Origin of the sequence: Streptomyces sp. NBC_01142, assembly GCF_026341125.1 — a bacterium.
Classification (GTDB): Bacteria; Actinomycetota; Actinomycetes; order Streptomycetales; family Streptomycetaceae; genus Streptomyces.
On record NZ_JAPEOR010000001.1, the window covers coordinates 921,531 to 939,879 of the forward strand.

Annotated in this window: 16 protein-coding genes; 14 read left to right on the top strand and 2 right to left on the bottom strand. The window is 69.4% G+C overall.

Annotation, left to right across the window (positions count from 1 at the left end; genetic code table 11):
* The first annotated feature begins 102 nt into the window (after positions 1 to 102).
* The 10 genes from OG883_RS04420 to OG883_RS04465 all read left to right on the top strand — a co-directional run bounded on the left by OG883_RS04420 (position 103) and on the right by OG883_RS04465 (position 11,596).
* The gene (locus OG883_RS04420; RefSeq protein WP_266535266.1) at positions 103 to 1,080 is read left to right on the top strand and encodes an ABC transporter permease; all 978 of its coding nucleotides are present in this window, start codon (positions 103 to 105) and stop codon (positions 1,078 to 1,080) included.
* Between the two features lie 10 nt (positions 1,081 to 1,090).
* A complete protein-coding gene (locus OG883_RS04425) occupies positions 1,091 to 2,155 on the top strand; it encodes an ABC transporter ATP-binding protein (protein WP_266535268.1) in 1,065 nt (354 codons plus the stop codon).
* Between the two features lie 19 nt (positions 2,156 to 2,174).
* Entirely contained in the window at positions 2,175 to 3,311 is a 1,137-nt protein-coding gene (locus OG883_RS04430; protein WP_266535271.1) for an ABC transporter ATP-binding protein, read from the top strand.
* 161 nt (positions 3,312 to 3,472) lie between these two features.
* Positions 3,473 to 4,432: a GNAT family N-acetyltransferase gene (locus tag OG883_RS04435; RefSeq protein ID WP_266535274.1), complete on the top strand. Its 960-nt coding sequence runs from the start codon at positions 3,473 to 3,475 to the stop codon at positions 4,430 to 4,432.
* Positions 4,433 to 4,500: 68 nt separating this feature from the next.
* Positions 4,501 to 6,129, top strand: coding sequence for an ABC transporter substrate-binding protein (locus tag OG883_RS04440; protein WP_266535277.1), 1,629 nt, complete (start codon positions 4,501 to 4,503; stop codon positions 6,127 to 6,129).
* Between the two features lie 73 nt (positions 6,130 to 6,202).
* The gene (locus tag OG883_RS04445; protein WP_266535286.1) at positions 6,203 to 7,126 is read left to right on the top strand and encodes an ABC transporter permease; all 924 of its coding nucleotides are present in this window, start codon (positions 6,203 to 6,205) and stop codon (positions 7,124 to 7,126) included.
* Positions 7,119 to 8,120, top strand: coding sequence for an ABC transporter permease (locus tag OG883_RS04450; RefSeq protein WP_266535289.1), 1,002 nt, complete (start codon positions 7,119 to 7,121; stop codon positions 8,118 to 8,120). The genes OG883_RS04445 and OG883_RS04450 overlap by 8 nt, the downstream gene beginning before the upstream one ends.
* A 10-nt stretch (positions 8,121 to 8,130) precedes the next feature.
* Positions 8,131 to 9,105: an ABC transporter ATP-binding protein gene (locus tag OG883_RS04455; RefSeq protein WP_266535292.1), complete on the top strand. Its 975-nt coding sequence runs from the start codon at positions 8,131 to 8,133 to the stop codon at positions 9,103 to 9,105.
* Positions 9,098 to 10,276, top strand: a complete 1,179-nt coding sequence (locus tag OG883_RS04460; RefSeq protein ID WP_266535294.1) for an ABC transporter ATP-binding protein — start codon at positions 9,098 to 9,100, stop codon at positions 10,274 to 10,276. The genes OG883_RS04455 and OG883_RS04460 overlap by 8 nt, the downstream gene beginning before the upstream one ends.
* A gap of 237 nt (positions 10,277 to 10,513) precedes the next feature.
* Positions 10,514 to 11,596, top strand: coding sequence for a hypothetical protein (locus OG883_RS04465; RefSeq protein WP_266535295.1), 1,083 nt, complete (start codon positions 10,514 to 10,516; stop codon positions 11,594 to 11,596).
* 22 nt (positions 11,597 to 11,618) lie between these two features.
* Here the strand turns inward: OG883_RS04465 and OG883_RS04470 are convergent, their stop codons facing one another.
* Positions 11,619 to 13,802 (bottom strand): prolyl oligopeptidase family serine peptidase, encoded by a 2,184-nt coding sequence (locus OG883_RS04470; protein WP_266535296.1) that lies wholly within the window; start codon positions 13,800 to 13,802, stop codon positions 11,619 to 11,621.
* Positions 13,803 to 13,959: 157 nt separating this feature from the next.
* Here OG883_RS04470 and OG883_RS04475 point away from each other — a divergent pair, with 157 nt between their 5' ends.
* The 4 genes from OG883_RS04475 to OG883_RS04490 all read left to right on the top strand — a co-directional run bounded on the left by OG883_RS04475 (position 13,960) and on the right by OG883_RS04490 (position 17,832).
* Positions 13,960 to 14,154 (top strand): hypothetical protein, encoded by a 195-nt coding sequence (locus tag OG883_RS04475; RefSeq protein ID WP_266535298.1) that lies wholly within the window; start codon positions 13,960 to 13,962, stop codon positions 14,152 to 14,154.
* 32 nt (positions 14,155 to 14,186) lie between these two features.
* The gene (mshB, locus tag OG883_RS04480) at positions 14,187 to 15,077 is read left to right on the top strand and encodes an N-acetyl-1-D-myo-inositol-2-amino-2-deoxy-alpha-D-glucopyranoside deacetylase (RefSeq protein WP_266535302.1); all 891 of its coding nucleotides are present in this window, start codon (positions 14,187 to 14,189) and stop codon (positions 15,075 to 15,077) included.
* Entirely contained in the window at positions 15,074 to 15,484 is a 411-nt protein-coding gene (locus OG883_RS04485) for a DUF6113 family protein (RefSeq protein WP_266535305.1), read from the top strand. Before mshB ends, OG883_RS04485 begins: the two co-directional genes overlap by 4 nt.
* A 245-nt stretch (positions 15,485 to 15,729) precedes the next feature.
* Entirely contained in the window at positions 15,730 to 17,832 is a 2,103-nt protein-coding gene (locus OG883_RS04490) for a hypothetical protein (protein ID WP_266535307.1), read from the top strand.
* Between the two features lie 263 nt (positions 17,833 to 18,095).
* Here OG883_RS04490 and OG883_RS04495 read toward each other — a convergent pair whose 3' ends face one another.
* The gene (locus tag OG883_RS04495) at positions 18,096 to 18,320 is read right to left on the bottom strand and encodes a hypothetical protein (RefSeq protein WP_266535309.1); all 225 of its coding nucleotides are present in this window, start codon (positions 18,318 to 18,320) and stop codon (positions 18,096 to 18,098) included.
* Positions 18,321 to 18,349 lie beyond the last annotated feature (29 nt).

Sequence of the window (18,349 nt, forward strand, 5' to 3'; positions counted from 1 at the left end):
TCGGCCCCCGGGGTGTGCGCACGGCGGAGCGCACACCCCGGGGGGCCGGTCCTCTCCTCTCTGACCCCCTCACAGCCGCCGTCCTGAGAGCAGCGACCAGCCATGCTTCAATTCCTCCTTCGCCGGACGTTCGGCGCAGTCCTGATCCTCGTCTTGATCAGTGCCATCACGTTCTTCATGTTCTTCGCCATCCCGCAGGACCCTGCCCTGCTCGCGTGCGGCAAGAACTGCACGCCGGATGCGCTGGAAGTCATCCACAAGAACCTCGGCCTCGACCAGCCGGTGCCGGTGCAGTACTGGAACTACATGGTCGGCATCTTCGCCGGGCGCGACTTCGCCATCGGCCACTGCGCGGCCCCCTGCTTCGGTATCTCCTTCGACAGCCAGCAGCCCGTGTGGGACACGATCATCGACCGCTTCCCGCTCACCCTCTCCCTCTCCCTCGGCGGCCTCCTGGTCTTCCTGTTCGTCGGTCTCGGCGCGGGCATGATCGCCGCGTGGAAGAGGGGCACCGCGGTCGACAAGATCTTCAGCGGTGGCTCGCTGGTCCTCACGTCGATGCAGATCTACTTCCTCGGCCCGGTCGTGCTCGGCATCTTCGTCTACAGCACCGGCTGGCTGGACAAGCCGAAGTACGTGCCGTTCAGTGAGTCGATCGGCGGCTGGTTCATGGGCTTGCTGATCCCCTGGATCGTCATGTCGGTCATCTTCACGGCCAACTACACCCGTATGTCGCGCTCCACGATGATCGAGCAGCTCCAGGAAGAACACGTCAGAGCGGCCCGTGCCAAGGGCATGAGCAGCCGCTTCGTGTTCTTCCGCTACGCCTGGCGTGGTTCGCTCATTCCGATCGTCACCATCCTCGGCATCGACCTGGGTGCACTCTTCGGCGGCGCGATGGTCACCGAACTCACCTTCGGTCTCGCGGGAATCGGCCGGCTGGCACGCGACTCGGTCCTCGACAAGGACCTTCCGCTGACCATGGGTGTGCTGATCTTCAGCGCCGCCTTCATCCTCCTTTTCAATGTCATCGTGGACGCCATGTACGCCGTCATCGACCCGCGCGTGCGTCTGGCCTAGGAGAACGACCGTGACCACACTCACCAAGACTGAGGACGCCCCGGCTCCGACCGAGTCCGACGCGTTTCTGTCGGTGCGCGACCTGCGTGTCCAGTTCTCCACCGAGGACGGCCTCGTCAAGGCCGTGGACGGGCTCTCCTTCGAGCTGGAGCGCGGCAAGACGCTGGGCATCGTCGGCGAGTCGGGCTCCGGCAAGTCGGTGACCAACCTCAGCATCCTGGGCCTGCACAACCCGAAGAGCACCAACATCACCGGCTCCATCCGGCTGGACGGCCAAGAGCTCACCGATGCTTCGGGCAAGCAGCTCGAGAGCCTCCGTGGCAACAAGATGGCGATGATCTTCCAGGACGCGCTGACCGCCCTGTCGCCGTACTACACGATCGGCCGGCAGATCTCCGAGCCGTTCATGAAGCACACCGGTGCCAGCAAGAAGGAGGCTCGCGCGCGGGCCGTCGAGATGCTGGGCAAGGTGGGAATCCCCGATCCCAAGACCCGGGTCGACGACTACCCGCACCAGTTCTCCGGCGGTATGCGTCAGCGCGCGATGATCGCCATGTCGCTGGTCTGCAACCCCGCACTGCTGATCGCCGACGAGCCCACCACGGCGCTCGACGTGACGGTCCAGGCCCAGATCCTCGACCTGCTCAAGGACCTTCAGCAGGAGTTCGGTTCCGCCATCGTCCTGATCACCCACGACCTCGGTGTGGTGGCCAACGTCGCCGACGACCTGCTGGTGATGTATGCGGGACGCGCGGTGGAGCGTGGCTCTGTGCGCGAGGTGCTCAAGCAGCCCCAGCACCCGTACACCTGGGGCCTGCTGGGCTCGATGCCCCGCCTGGCATCCGATGTGAGCGAGCCGCTGCAGCCCATCCCCGGAGCGCCGCCGAGCTTGCTGAACCCGCCTCCCGGCTGCGCGTTCAACCCGCGGTGCACCTATGTCGACCTGGTCGAAGGAAGCGGCCGCTGCACGAACGAACGCCCGCTTCTCCCCGAGGGGCGCGGCTCCGCATGTCACTTGACCGCGGATCAGAAGCAGCAGGTTTTCATCGAGAAGATTCAGCCCCGGCTGGGCTGATCAACCAGCGACTGGGGCTATGACCATGAGCACGAAGAACACGACGTCCGACGTCACCGATGCGGTTCCCGCACAGCGCGAGCCGGCATCGACCGAGCCGCTGCTGGAAGCGCGTGGCCTGACGAAGCATTTCCCGATCCGTGGCGGCTTTCCCATCAAGCGCACGGTCGGTGCGGTCCAGGCCGTCGACAAGGTCGACCTGACGGTCTACCCGGGCGAGAGCCTGGGTCTGGTCGGGGAGTCGGGCTGCGGCAAGTCCACCACCGGCCGGCTGCTGACGCGGCTGATGGAGCCGACCGGCGGCTCGATCCTGTACCGCGGCCAGGACATCACGCATGCCGGCCGCAAGAAGCTGGCACCGATCAGGTCCGAGATCCAGATGATCTTCCAGGACCCGTACGCCTCGCTGAACCCGCGGCAGACGGTCGGAACGATCATCTCCGGACCGATGGAGATCAACGGGATCAACCCGCCCGGCGGCCGTGAGGCCCGGGTGCGGGAACTGCTGGAGACCGTCGGACTGAACCCGGAGCACTACAACCGCTTCCCGCACGAGTTCTCCGGCGGTCAGCGGCAGCGCATCGGCGTGGCCCGCGCGCTGGCACTCGAGCCGAAGCTGATCATCGCCGACGAGCCGGTTTCCGCGCTCGATGTCTCCATCCAGGCGCAGGTCATCAATCTGCTCCAGGAGCTCCAGCGCGACCTGGGCATCGCCTTCGTCTTCATCGCGCACGACCTGGCCATCGTCCGGCACTTCTCCCAGCGTGTCGCCGTGATGTACCTCGGCAAGATCGTCGAGGTCGCGGACCGCGACTCGCTGTACAACCGGCCGCGTCACCCGTACACCCACGCCCTGCTCTCGGCGGTGCCCGAGCCGGACATCGACGGGGCCCGGAAGGAGCGGATCCGCCTGGCCGGCGATGTGCCTTCGCCGATCATGCCGCCGTCCGGCTGCCGCTTCCGCACCCGCTGCTGGAAGGCGCAGGACAAGTGCGCGACCGAGGAGCCGCCGCTGGTGCAGCTCTCCGGGAACAAGGAGGGCCACCTGACGGCCTGCCACTTCCCGGAGGAGCCGACGACCGAGGCGCGCGGCGAGGACGTTGTGCTCGACCCGGCACTCGTGGCCATCGAGAAGGAGCACGGCTCCGACGACTGACACGTGCGTGAAGAACGCCCCGGCCGCCCCGATGGGCGGCCGGGGCGTTCTCGTTCGACGCCGGGGAGCCGTCACCCGGGCCGCCGCCGTGCTGCCACCTGGGTCCCGTCGAACGCGAAAACGCGTTGCGCCGCCGGGGCCCAGCCCCCGAGAGTGGCCCGATGGATGACCTCATAGTGCGGCCCGCGGTCCCCGAGGACGCGGTGGAGATCTGTCGGCTGCTCAATGCGGTGGACGTCGCCGAGATCGGGCGGCCGGAGACCGATCTCAGCTCGGTCCAGAGCGATCTCGCCCATCCCGAGACCGATCTGGCGCAGGACTCATGGCTGGGGTTCTGGGACGGAAGACTGGTCGCGTACGCGCTGCTGTGGGACGACTCCGGGGCCGAGCGCATCGACATCGACCACTACATCCTGCCCGAGCACCAGGACGCGGGGGAGCAGCTCCTGGAGCTGGCGCAGGCGCGTGCCGTGCAGCGGGCCGTGGCCAACGGGGCCGACCGGGCCGTCGTCCACCTCCGGCTCAACATCCGGCCCACGCTGGACACTTCGCTGCTGACCCGCCGCGGCTGGCAGGCCGTGCGCCGCTACAACGTCCTCACCCGGCCGCTGTCTCCGCCGGCCGATCCCTCTCCGGCGCTCCCGCCCGGGCTCACCGTCCGCGACTGCCGGGACGAGGCGGACCGCAGGCGCGCCCATGAACTGGCCGAGGAGACCTTCGCCGAGCACTACGACCATCAACAGCGCAGCTACCGGCAGTGGCTCGACGACCTCGGCGTGGGCATCGACTGGTCCCTGGTGTGGATCGCCTCCCTCGACGGGTCCGGTGACGTGGCCGTGCTGCTGACCCGGGACGACCGGGAGGCCATGGGCTGGATCTCGCTCATCGGCGTACGCAAGGAGGCGCGGGCCCGCGGGCTCGGCAGCCATCTGCTGCGCCATGCCTTCGCCGCCTACGCGGACCGCGGCCGCGACATCATCGGGCTGGGTGTGGACACCGGCAACGTGACGGGCGCGCTGCGGCTGTACGAGGCCCACGGCATGACTCTGCACTTCGCCGTGGACACGTGGGAGGTGACTCTGCGGGCCGATCCTCCGGCTCGTCCAGACGGCCGAGGCTGACATGCGGCCAGTCGTGGTATGGGGTGATATGTGATCCTAAGTCAGATTTAGGACATGGGAGGCATGCCATGCGCGGAGCCGCGCACGCCAGGTGGGCCGTATGCGCGCTGGTCGTCGCCCTTGCGGCGACGGCCTGCGGCGGCGGGGGCGGCAGCGGTGGCAGCGGCGCCGACGGCATCGTGAGCTCCTCGTGGGGCGACCCGCAGAACCCGCTGGAGCCTGCCAACACCAACGAGGTGCAGGGCGGCAAGGTCCTCGACATGCTCTTCCGTGGCCTCAAGCGGTACGACCCGAAGACCGGCGAGGCCAAGGACATGGTCGCCGAGAAGATCGCGACCTCGGACTCGGTCAACTTCGCGGTCACCATCAAGGACGGCTGGACCTTCAGCAATGGCGAGAAGGTCACCGCCCAGTCCTTCGTGGACGCCTGGAACTACGGCGCACACCTCAAGAACAACCAGCGGAACGCGTACTTCTTCGGCTATATCGAGGGATACGAGCAGGTTCACCCGGCGCAGGGGCAGCCCAGCGCCGAGACCCTCAGCGGGCTCAAGGTCGTCGACGCCCGGAACTTCACGGTCAAGCTCTCCCAGAAGTTCTCGACCTGGCCCGAGACGCTCGGCTACGCCGCGTTCGCCCCGCTGCCCGGGGCGTTCTTCGACAACCACGACGCCTGGCTCTCCCAGCCCATCGGCAACGGCCCGTACACCGTCGATTCGTACGCCAAGGGCTCCAGGATGTCCCTGCGCAGATGGGACGACTACCCGGGCCCGGACAAGGCACGGAACGGCGGAGTCGACCTCAATGTGTACACGGACAACAACACCGCCTACACCGATCTGACGGCCGGAAACCTCGACCTCGTCGACGACGTACCGGCCGCGCAGCTGCAGAACGTGCGGGCCGACCTCGGAGACCGGTACATCAACACCCCCGCCGGCATCATCCAGACTCTCGCGTTCCCGTACTACGACAAGGCCTGGGACACCCCGGAAGGGGCGAAGGTCCGCACGGGCCTGTCCATGGCGATCAACCGTCAGCAGATCACCGACACGATCTTCCAGAAGACCCGTACGCCCGCGAAGGACTGGACCTCTCCCGTGCTCGGTGCGGACGGCGGCTACAGCGACTCGCTCTGCGGCGCCGCCTGCGAGTACAACCCCGCCGAGGCGAAGAAGCTGATCGCCGAGGGCGGCGGCATCCCCGGCGGCCGGCTGAGTCTCTCGTACAACGCGGACACCGGCTCGCACAAGGAGTGGGTCGACGCGGTCTGCAACAGCATCAACAACGCCCTGGGCAACGACAGGGCGTGCGCCGGCAACCCCGTCGGCACCTTCGCCGACTTCCGCAGCCAGATCACCCAGAGCAAGATGCCGGGCCCGTTCCGCGCCGGGTGGCAGATGGACTACCCGCTGATCCAGAACTTCCTGCAGCCCCTCTACTACACCAACGCCTCGTCCAACGACGGCAAGTGGACCAATGAGAAGTTCGACCGGCTCATCGACAAGGCCAACGCCGAGACGGACGCGACGAAGGCGACGCAGACCTTCCAGCAGGCCGAGGAGGTCGTACGGGACGAGATGGCGGCCATCCCGCTCTGGTACCAGAACGGCAGCGCGGGCTACTCGGAACGCGTCTCCAATGTCGCGCTGAACCCCTTCAGCGTGCCGGTCTACAACGAGATCACGGTCAACTGACGGCGGAAGGCATCCGGCCCGGCGTGCCCGACGCGCCGGGGCCTCCCCCTTCCCACGACCCCCGGAGCCCTTCATGGGACGTTATGTGATCCGGCGTCTGCTGCAGATGATCCCGGTCTTCATCGGCGCCACGCTGCTGATCTTCCTCATGGTCAACGTGATGGGCGACCCCGTCGCGGGGCTCTGTGGCGACCGGCAGTGCGACCCGGCGACCGCCGCGCAGCTGGAGAAGGAGTTCGGTCTCGATAAGCCGGTGTGGCAGCAGTATCTGACGTACATGGGCAATGTCTTCTCCGGTGACTTCGGCACGGCCTTCAACGGCCAGGAGGTCACCGAGCTGATGGCGACGGCCTTCCCGGTCACCATCCGTCTGACGCTCGTGGCGATCTTCTTCGAGATCGTCATCGGCATCACCCTGGGGGTGATCACGGGGCTGCGGCGCGGCCGCCCGGTCGACACCGGCGTGCTGCTGGGGACGCTGGTGGTCATCTCCGTCCCCACGTTCGTCACCGGTCTGCTGATCCAGCTGCTGCTCGGCGTGGAGTGGAAGATCATCGACCCGTCCGTCTCCGCGGCCGCGCCGCTCGACGAGCTGATCGTGCCGGGGCTGGTGCTCGCCTCGGTCTCGCTGGCGTACGTCACCCGGCTGACCCGGACGTCGATCGCCGAGAACGCCCGCTCCGACTACGTGCGCACCGCGAAGGCCAAGGGCCTCCCCAGAAGCCGCGTGATCAGCCGGCATCTGCTGCGCAACTCACTGATCCCGGTGGTCACCTTCATCGGCACCGATGTGGGCGCCCTGATGGGCGGTGCGATCGTCACCGAGCGAATCTTCAACATCCACGGCGTCGGCTACCAGCTCTACCAGGGCATTCTGCGGCAGAACACCCAGACCGTCGTCGGCTTCGTGACCATCCTCGTCATCGTCTTCCTGGTGGCCAACCTGCTGGTCGACCTTCTCTACGCCGTTCTCGACCCGAGGATCCGGTATGCCTGAGCGACACGACCCAGACGGTGCGATGGCCCCGACCGGAGCGGGCGGCGCCTTGGATCTCGCCATGAGCGAGGGAGAGACGCTGGAGCAGACCCCCGGCGGGCCGGGCACAGGCCCCTCCGAGCCGGATCCGTCAGCCGCCTCCGGCGGACGGGCCCGCAGCCTGTGGTCCGACGCCTGGCGCGATCTGCGGCGCAACCCCGTCTTCATCATCTCGGGGCTGATCATCATCTTTCTGGTCCTCATCTCTGTCTGGCCGTCGCTGATCGCCTCCGGAAATCCGCTCCAGTGCGACCTGTCCAAGGCCCAGCAGGGCTCCCAGCCCGGATACCCCTTCGGCTTCAACGCCCAGGGCTGCGACGTGTACACGCGTACGGTCTACGGTGCCCGCGCCTCGGTCACCGTCGGTGTCTGCGCGACGCTCGGGGTGGCGCTGCTCGGCTCCGTCCTCGGCGGCCTGGCCGGCTTCTTCGGCGGAGGGGGGGACGCGGTCCTCTCCCGGATCACCGACATCTTCTTCGGCATCCCGGTCGTCCTCGGCGGACTCGTCCTGCTCTCCGTCGTCACCAGCTCCACCGTCTGGCCGGTCATCGGTTTCATGGTGCTGCTGGGCTGGCCGCAGCTCTCCCGTATCGCGCGCGGCTCGGTCATCACCGCCAGACAGAACGACTACGTCCAGGCGGCACGGGCGCTCGGCGCGTCCAACTCCCGGATTCTGCTGCGGCACATCGCCCCCAACGCCGTCGCGCCGGTGATCGTCGTGGCGACCATCGCGCTGGGTACGTACATCTCGCTGGAGGCGACCCTCTCGTTCCTCGGCGTCGGTCTGAAGCCGCCGACCGTGTCCTGGGGGATCGACATCTCCGACGCCTCCAAGTACATCCGCAACGCCCCGCACATGCTGCTCTGGCCCGCCGGCGCGCTGGCGGTCACCGTGCTCGCGTTCATCATGCTCGGCGACGCGGTCCGCGACGCCCTCGACCCCAAGCTGCGCTGAGGAGCCTGCCATGTTGCTCGAAGTGCGCGATCTGCACGTGGAGTTCCGTACGCGGGACGGGGTCGCCAAGGCCGTCAACGGCGTGGACTACACCGTGCAGGCGGGCGAGACACTCGCCGTGCTGGGCGAGTCCGGGTCCGGCAAGTCCGTCACCGCGCAGGCGATCATGGGCATCCTGGACATGCCGCCGGGGAAGATCACGGGCGGCGAGATCCTCTTCGAGGGGCAGGATCTGCTGCAGCTCAAGGAGGAGAAGCGGCGGAAGATCCGCGGGGCTCGGATGGCCATGATCTTCCAGGACGCGCTCTCGTCCCTGAACCCGGTGCTGAGCGTCGGCAACCAGCTCGGCGAGATGTTCGTCGTCCACCGCGGGATGTCGAAGAAGGACGCGCGGGCCACCTCCGTCGAGCTGATGGAGCGGGTAGGCATCCCGGCGGCGAAGGAGCGGGTCGGACAGTACCCGCACCAGTTCAGCGGCGGTATGCGTCAGCGCATCATGATCGCCATGGCGCTTGCCCTGGAGCCCGCGCTGATCATCGCGGACGAGCCGACGACCGCGCTGGACGTCACCGTCCAGGCCCAGGTGATGGACCTGCTGGCCAAGCTCCGGAGCGAGCTGAACATGGGGCTCATCCTGATCACCCACGACCTGGGCGTGGTCGCCGACGTCGCGGACAGGATCGCGGTGATGTACGCCGGGCGGATCGTCGAGACGGCCCCGGTCCACGACATCTACAAGGCCCCGGCGCATCCCTACACCAAGGGCCTGCTCGCATCGATCCCGCGCCTGGACCAGAAGGGCCGGGAGCTGTACGCGATCAAGGGCCTGCCGCCGAATCTGATGCACATCCCGCCGGGCTGCGCCTTCAACCCGCGCTGCCCGCTGGCCCGGGACGTGTGCCGTACCGATGCGCCGCCGCTGTACGAGGTGTCGGAGGACCGCGGGAGCGCGTGCCACTTCTGGCAGGAGGCGCTCAATGACTGAGCAGGTGGGGCAGGCCGGGCAGGCCGAGGCGATCCTGGAGGTGCGCGACCTGGTCAAGCACTATCCGCTCACCCGGGGCATCCTCTTCAAGAAGCAGGTCGGCGCGGTCAGGGCGGTCGACGGTGTCGACCTTGACCTCGCGGCGGGTGAGACGCTCGGCATTGTGGGGGAGTCGGGCTGCGGCAAGTCCACCCTCGCCAAGATGCTGGTCCAGCTGGAGAAGCCCACGGCCGGGGCGATCCGGTACAGGGGCGAGGACGTCACCACGCTGTCCGGGCGCGCGCTCAAGGCCGTACGCCGCAATATCCAGATGGTGTTCCAGGATCCGTACACCTCGCTCAACCCGCGGATGACGGTCGGCGACATCATCGGGGAGCCGTACGACATCCATCCCGAGGTGGCGCCCAAGGGCGAGAGGCGCCGCAAGGTCCAGGATCTTCTCGACGTCGTCGGGCTCAACCCCGAATACATCAACCGCTATCCGCACCAGTTCAGCGGCGGGCAGCGGCAGCGCATCGGTATCGCGCGGGGGCTCGCTCTCCGGCCGGAGATCATCGTGGCGGACGAACCGGTCTCGGCCCTCGACGTCTCGGTCCAGGCGCAGGTCATCAATCTGCTGGACAGGCTCCAGAACGAATTCAGCCTGAGCTATGTCTTCATCGCCCATGACCTGTCGATCGTCCGGCACATCTCCGACCGGGTCGGCGTGATGTATCTCGGGCGGATCGTGGAGATCGGCAAGGACGCCGAGATCTACGACCACCCGACGCACCCGTACACCCAGGCGCTGCTGTCGGCGGTCCCGGTGCCCGACCCGGAGGCGCGTGAGCACCGCGAGCGGATCATCCTCTCCGGCGATGTGCCGTCGCCGGCGAACATCCCCTCCGGTTGCCGCTTCCGCACGCGCTGCTGGAAGGCCCGGGAGCGATGCGAACTGGAGGTGCCGCTGCTCGCGGTCCCGGCGGAGTTCCGGCTGATGGAGGGCCCGGCGCACCACGACTCGGCCTGCCACTTCGCGGAGGAGAAGCACGTGGTGCCGGGCCAGGAGCCGGCTGACGGGGACGGCGAAGGGGACCGGCCGGACGATGGCGGTGGGCCTGGTCACGGGGACGGGCCCGCTCGCGTGGACCGGTCGGGGGACGGGGACGGGCCCGCTGCCAAGTCCCTTTAGCAGTCCGCCGGTTCTTTCCCCGCCACGAGTGACAAAGGCCGACACATACCCATCAAATTCTTTAACACACAGGCAACTTGACCGCCGCAGCTCCGATATACGAACGCGGCACGCTGAGCAGCGTACGGCCGTGCGGGTGCCGTAGACCGGCCGGGCCTCGCCATGTGGCTCCGGCCGGTCGCCCCCGCTCTGCCGGGCCCTTGTTCTCCGGGTGTACCGCGATGCAGGATCGCCACTGTGACTCTCACGCGGGGGGCCCGGATCACGGGTGCGGTGCTGTGCGCCGTGCTCGCGCTGAGCGTGGGGGCCTGGATCGTCCGGGATCTGACCACGGCCGCCGCCCCGCTCGACCTCTGGCGTTTCTGGACGGGCAGCGGCCGCAGCCCGTCCGTGGCCCCGCTGACGACCACCCTCGAGGACCTGGTGCTCTTCGTGGTGTACGTCGCCGTGGCCGTTGCCGCCCTGCGTTCGCCCGTGGCGGCCGCCGCGCTGGTGGCTGCCGGAGTGGTCACCCTGGCCGTACGACTGCCGGGGCTGTGGGTGCTCACCGCCTCCTGGATGGATCTGCGGGCCACCGACGAACTGCGCACCCGCGCGCTGTACTGCGCCTTCGCGGCGCTCGGACTCGGTATCGGGCTGCTCATCACGGCCGTCGCGGGGCGCCGCCCTCCCGGCGTCCCGTACGGCACCGACGACCCCTACGCCACCCATGCCGCCTACGGCCGGCCCGAGGCGTACGCCGCACACGATCAGACGCCGACCCGGCCCGCCCGAGGCGTCGGTGTGCTCGCCTTTCTGCTGCTGGGCGCGTCGGCGGGCATCCTGGTCGCCTGGGAGATCCACTTGGCGGCCGAGCTCGACGGCAGGGTCCTGCTCGAGCGGTTCACCGGTGGCGAGTCCGTCTATCTGCCGCTGCTCGGGACCCCGGAGGGCTGGCTGAGCGCAGTGGTCGTGGTCCTCGGTCTGGTCGCGGCGGTCGGGGCGCTGTGGCACGCCGTCTTCGCGCGGCCGCTGGGGCTGGTCGTCGCGGTGTTCCTGGTGGGCTCGGGCGCGCGCGGTCTGGACATCGCCGTACGCAACGAACTCTTCTCCCGGTTCGGCGATCTGGCGACCCGCGATCAACTCCTCGTCGGAACCTGGCTGTTCGATCTGGCGGCGGGTGCCGTGCTGCTGCTCGCCCTCCTCCGCAGGGGCGCGAGTGACCCGTCGGACGGCGGCGCTCCGGACCGGCAGCAGCAGAGCCGGGCCGGGTACGGATATCCGCAGGACGGGGGCGGCTTCGGGCCTCCGCCCCCCTCGTCCCCGCCGCCCGGCTGGTAGCCGGGAGCTCCGCACCCCCTCCTCAGTCGCCGGACGGGTCGAGATGCAGCCCCAACGACCGTTTGAGGAAGTCCACCTGGAGTAGAAGCAGATTCTCCGCGATCTGTTCCTGGGGTGTCATGTGGGTCACCCCGGTCAGCGGCAGCACCTCGTGCGGACGGCCCGCGGCCAGCAGTGCCGAGGAGAGCCGCAGGGTGTGTGCCATCACCACATTGTCGTCCGCCAGACCATGGATGATCATCAACGGCCGCGCCGGATACTCCGGAGTCGTCAACCCGTCGTCCGTGACCAGGGAGTTGGCGGCGTACACCTCCGGCTGTTCGGCCGGATCGCCGAGATAGCGCTCGGTGTAGTGGGTGTCGTACAACCGCTGATCCGACACCGGCGCGCCCGCGACCGCCGCATGGAAGACATCAGGACGGCGCAGCACCGCCATCGCGGCCAGATAGCCGCCGAACGACCAGCCGCGGATCGCGACCCGGTCGAGATCCAGCGGGAAGGCACCGGCCAGCCCGTGCAGCGCCTCGATCTGATCGTCGAGAGTGAGCGGGAAGTTGTGCTTGATCGCCTTCTCCCAGCCGGGGGAGCGGCCGGGAGCGCCCCGGCCGTCCGCGACGATCACCGCGAAACCCTGGTCCGCGAACCACTGCGAGGTGAGATGCGGATTCTGTGCGGCGAGCACACGCTGGCCATGCGGTCCGCCATAGGGATCCAGCAGTACGGGAAGCGGGCCGTGCGACTCGTCGTAGTCCGTAGGGAGCAGGACCGCGCACGGAATCCGGTGCCTGCCCGCCTCGCAGAGCCGGACCCGGGCCGTCAGCACCGGCTGCTCCGCATACGAGGCGACGACCGCGATCTGCTTCCCGTCCCGCAGCACCTGCACGGACGCGCCGCTCACCTCCGTACGCGAGGAGGCCAGCACCGTCACCCCGCCGGAGCGCACGGCCGAATGAACTCCCGCGCCCTGGGAGATCCGCTCGATCCCGAGCTCGTTGACCCGGTACACATGGATCTCGCCGGTCTCCGGCTCCGCGGCCTCCTCGCCCGCCGCCGCCGAAACCAGCACATCGCTCTCGCCGATGTCCAGCACCGCCCGCAGCTGCAACTGCCCCCCGGTCAGCGCCCGGTCGCCGACCGTGAGCACCCGCGCGCCGCCCTCGTCGGCGATGCGCACAAGACGCCCGTCCGGCGCCCAGGCAGGCACCCCCGGGAAGAGGTCCAGCCACAGCGGATCCTCGTCGACATGCACCGTACGGGTCGCGCCCGACTCGGGATCCACCACCAGATACAGCTGGGTGCGCTGGTCACGCGACTGCACCAGCAGCAGCGGAGCGCCCGCGGACGACCAGTGCACCCGCGTCAGGTACGGATAGCGGGCCCGGTCCCAGCTCACCTCCGTACACTCCCCGCCCTGGTCCCCGTCCCCGCCCTGGTCCTCCGCGATCGGGACGAGGAACAGCCGCACCTCGGCGTTGGGCGTGCCGGCCGCCGGATAGGCGACCCGCTCCGGCTCCCGGTCCGGATGCGCCGGATCGGCGATCCACCAGCGCTGTACGTCCCTTTCGTCGACCCGGGCGACCAGTAGCCGGTCCGACTCCGGCGACCACCAGAAACCGCGCGAGCGGCCCATGTCCTCGGCCGCGACGAACTCCGCAAGGCCGTAGGCCGTGTGCTCGTCCTCCGGCTCGGCCAGTGCCCTGTCCCCGGTGCCCTCCGCCCCCGTCACCCGCAGCGCGCCCTGCGCGACATACGCGATGTGCCGCCCGTCGGGCGACGGCCGGGGGTCGATCACCGGTCCCGGTACGGGCAGTTCGCGCGCGGTCCCGGCCCTCAGCTCGGCCGTGAACAGCCGTCCCGACAGCGCGAACGCCGCCAACTCCACAGCCTGGTCCACCGCATAGCCGACGATGCCCGACGACCCCTCTCGGCTGCGCTCGCGCCGGGCCCGTTCGCTCGCCGACAGCTCCTCGGCCGCACCACCCAGCAGCGCCTCCGGATCGGCGGCGGGCCGCTCCTGCGCCCGGCGGCCATCCCCCTCCAGGTCCAGAACCCAGAGCCGCCCGGCCCGGTCGGTCCCGGACGCCGAGCGTAGGAACACTACGCGGGCGCCGTCCGGGGACACGGTGAAGGCACGCGGAGCCCCCAGCGTGAAGCGCTGGGTCCTGGCGTACTGACGCGGGAAGGAGAGCTGCTGCCTCGAGGTCATGACACCGAACCTAGCGCTCGTGCGCCCCCATGTGCTGCTGTGCACCGATCGATGCGGAGGTACGGATAGTTATGATCCGTAGCACTAGGTGGGTAGGACTCTCCTGGCACATGCAACCTGCCCGTTCCCGACCGAATATCTGTGGAGGTGAACCGCCGTGGCACTCTCGATTTCGGCGGTGGTGCTGCTGGCGATCGTCGTCTTCCTGCTGGTCCGGAAATCCGGGCTGAAGGGTGGGCATGCGGCGGTCTGTGTGTTGCTGGGGTTCTATCTCGCCAGCTCGTCCATGGCACCGACCATCACAGAACTGACCACCAACGTGGCCGGGATGATCGGTGGCATCAAGTTCTAGCGCGGCGGGTCCGGCCTCGTAGGCTGTCCCGTATGAAGGATCTCCCCGCCCGTCGTCTGCTTCTGGTGCATGCGCATCCGGACGACGAGTCGATCAACAACGGCGCGACGATGGCCCTGTACGCGGCCTCCGGCGCTCAGGTCACGCTGGTGACCTGCACCCTCGGTGAAGAGGGCGAGGTCATCCCGTCCGACCTCGCCCACCTCGCGCCCGACCGCGAAGACCGGCTGGGTCCCCATCGCGTCGGCGAACTGGCCGCCGCTATGAAGGCGCTGGGAGTCAGCGACCACCGCTTCCTCGGCGGTCCCGGCCGATTCCGGGACTCCGGGATGATGGGGGTGGAGCAGAACCACCGTGAGGGCGCGTTCTGGAACACGGACGTGGACGACGCCGTCCCCCACCTCGTCGAGGTGATCCGTTCGGTGCGGCCTCAGGTGCTGGTGACGTACGACCCCTGGGGCGGCTACGGGCACCCGGACCACATCCAGGCGCACCGGGTCGCGATGCGTGCCGCCGAACTGGCCGCCGAGCCCGCCTTCCGGCGTGACCTCGGTGATCCGTACGCCATCGCCAAGATCTACTGGAACCGGGTGCCGCGCTCGGTGGCCGAGGAGGGCTTCGCCCGGCTGCGCGAAGCGGGCGGCGCGGACTTCCCGGGCATCGCTGCCCTCGACGACATTCCGGGCGTGGTCGACGACTCGGAGATCACAACCGAGATCGACGGCACGGCGTACGCGGAGCAGAAGACTGCGGCGATGCGTGCACATGTCACCCAAATCGCCGTGGACGGCCCCTTCTTCGCACTCTCCAACGATCTGGGGCAGCCGATCTTCGCGACGGAGTACTACCAGTTGGTGCAGGGCGAACCGGGCGCCCCGCCCGGAGAGCGCGAACACGATCTCTTCACAGGGGTGACGGTATGACTTCACACAACCCACCCGGTTCCTGGCTCGCCCAGTCGCCGAAGCCCGGCCGGATCGCCGCCTACCTCGGACTCGCCGTCCTCGGCGCGGTTGTCGGCATCGCCGGCTCGCTGGTCCAAAGCGCGTGGCTGCCCGGTGGGTTGCTGCTTGCGCTGCTCGCCACGGCCGGACTCTTCTACGGCTCCCTGCGGGCGACCGGCACCCAGCTCGGGGTCATGGCGCCCGCGGTGGGCTGGCTGATGGCGATCGTGCTGCTCAGCATCGGACGCCCGGAGGGTGACGGGCTGTTCTCGGCGGGAATCACGCCGCTCGTCTTCATGCTGGGCGGGATGGCCGAGGCTGTGATCTGCGCCACCATGAAGCGGCCTGTGCAGCCGGGCGGAGGGCCCAGCAGACGTGGCTCGTAGGGTCCTTGGGGACCCCCGGCACACGCCCTGAGCGGCGGGCACCTATGGTGGGTCGCCCCAAGGGATGCCCGAAGGGGCGGGAAGCCACTCAACCGACCATGCCCGTACGGTCGGCGGAATGTCGCTTTCCACAGTCCTGGGGTGTCTGTTGGCGGCGGCCAGTATGGTGGTGCGCGCCGCCGAGCCGCCCGCAGCAGCAGCTATCCAGTAAGAACGGGCGGGGAAGCCAACCGGGAGAACCTGCTTTGAGTCGTGAAACTGACAGTTCGTCCTCCGGCCCCCAGGGGCGCGGTGGAGCCGCGTACCCCTCGGGAACACCGCCGTACGGATCCCGCCAGTATCCGTCGCTGCATCCCCAGCAGGACGCTCCGGACGACGCCGCCGACGCGGCTCCCGGGCCGCAGCCGGACGAGCCCAGGACCGAGACCACGCTGACCACGCGCATCCGGATCAACATCCCGGGTTCGCGGCCGATTCCGCCGGTCGTCATGCGTACGCCGATGAGCGACCTGGACGCCGCGACCGCCACCGCCGCTTCGGCCGGCAGCGGCGGGGGCGACAGTGAGCGCACGGGCAGCACTCCGCGGCCGGATGTGACGCAGGAGGTCGCCGCTCCGGTGGTCGAGCCGCCGGCCGAGGAGAAGGCGCCGACCAGCGACTGGTTCGCGCCGCGCAAGCCGGCACCGGGCTCCGGCCCGGGTGCCGGCGCTGGTGCGAACGGCTCCGGCTCGGGTACCGCGGGGACGGACGGCTCGGGCCTGGCGGCCCTGGCCGGCCAGCCGCCGGCGCCCGGCGCGCCTGCGGGCCCCGGTACGGCGAACGGCGCCGGCCCCGGCCCCGGCCCCGGCGGGGATCTTCCTTACTTCTCCGACGGCCGGCAGGGCGGCCCGGGGCAGGGTGCAGCGGCCGGGAACACCTTCGCGCCTCCCGGGCGCAACACGCCCCCGCTGGGCGTACGTCCGCCCGGCGCCGGCCCCGCGGGCCCGACCTCGGGCCCGGCCACCGGCAGCATGCCGCTCGGCCCGCGTCCCGGCGGTCCCGGCGGTCCGGGCGGTCCCGGAGGCCACGGTGGCGCGCCCCGGATGTCCGACGACACCGCGGTACTGACCCCGCAGCAGCCGGCCCCCGAGTCCGGCGGTGGCCACGTCTCCGGTGACACGCTCACCAGCGGCATCCCCGTGGTCCCGTCGGAGCATCGCTCGCCCTTCCCGTCCCTGGGGGAGCCCCAGACCGGCCCGGGCACCGGCCCGAACCCGCTGACGGCCGGGATCCCCGGTCCGCTTGCCCCCGAGGGGAACTTCTCCGTACCGGAGTTCCCGGCAGGCCCCGGTGGATCCGGCGGGCCCACCGTGCCCGTCCCCGCTCCCGAGGCGACGCCCGCTCCCCGGCCCGCGCCCGCCAAGAAGGGCCGCTCCAAGCTGGTGCTCGCCGGCATCGGCGCGTTCGTTCTGGTCGGCATCGCCTACGGCGCCGGTCTGCTGCTCAACCACTCCGACGTACCGAAGAGCACCACGGTCCTCGGTGTCGACATCGGCGGCGGCACCAAGGACGAGGCGGTCATCAAGCTCGACGCCGCCCTCGGCAAGCGCGCGGCCAGCCCCCTCCAGCTCTCGGTGGGCGGCAAGAAGGAACAGCTCGCACCGGACAAGGCCGGGCTCTCCCTGGACAGCCAGGCCACCGTTCGCGCCGCCGCGGGCAGCGACTACAACCCCGTCTCGGTGATCGGCTCCCTCTTCGGCGGCGAGCGCGTCGCCGAACCGGTGATCCTGGTCGACGAGGAGAAGCTGGGCGTCGCGCTCACCGACCTGGCGGGCGCCTCGGGCTCGGCGACGGAGGGCACGATCGCGTTCCAGCCCGGCAAGGCAGTCGCCGTCCCCGGCAAGGCGGGCCAGTCGCTGGACGTCGGCCGCTCGATGATCTCGGTCAAGGACGCCTACCGCGCCCAGGTCGAGACCGGAAAGCCGAACATCGTTCAACTGCCCGTGGCGACCCGCGAGCCCACCATCACGCAGACGGAGCTCGACCGGGCGATGAAGGAGTTCGCCGAGCCGGCGATGTCCGGTCTGATCACGATAGAGGCGGGCGGCAAGCAGATCCAGTTCGGCCCGGCGAAGTCACTGCCGAAGATCCTCTCCATGAAGGCCATCGACGGCCGCCTGGTCGAGTTCTACGACAAGAAGGCGATCGCGCAGCTTCTGGAGGGCGTCTTCGACGGCGTCATGATCACCAAGGGTGACGGCAAGCAGCACCAGGTCTCCGCGGACGATGTCGCGCAGGCCATGGGGACGGCGCTGCGCGGCAAGACGCCCGCGGATCGCGTCAGCGTCATCGCGCTCAACCCGAGCTGACCGGATACTCGCTTTCCTTGTCGGAGCCCCTGCCCGGTTCGTCCGGGTGGGGGCTCCGCCCTTGCGGCCCCGGCCCGGACCCACTGTCGTGTGAGCCGTACATCAACGTCCGTGCACGAACAGTCACTTCGCACGAGTGCAGCGAGCGCAGGCGCACGGCGGCCACCGGAGGGCCGAATTGACCGGCGCCGCACCGGGCTTGGGCCGGTACGTGACGCCTGGCCCCCAAGTGCGGCCGCTGTCGCGCGAGACGCGCAGGGTCATCACCAGTGCCCTCCGTACCGCTGCTGCTTCTGCCGGAGCCACGAGCTGACCTGCGCGGTTTCGTCGTCGGATGCGGCGCGCAGATCGTCGGCGCGGATGGTGGCGACGAAGTACACAAATCTGACGCGTCTGTGTTCGCCGTCCACACCGATGACTTTGCCGGGCCCGTAGGCGTCCGTGCCCGTGTGAGCGACGAAGGCTCCTACTGTGTGTGCCGCACCCATAATCTCGCCGATTCCCTAGCTCTCCGTGG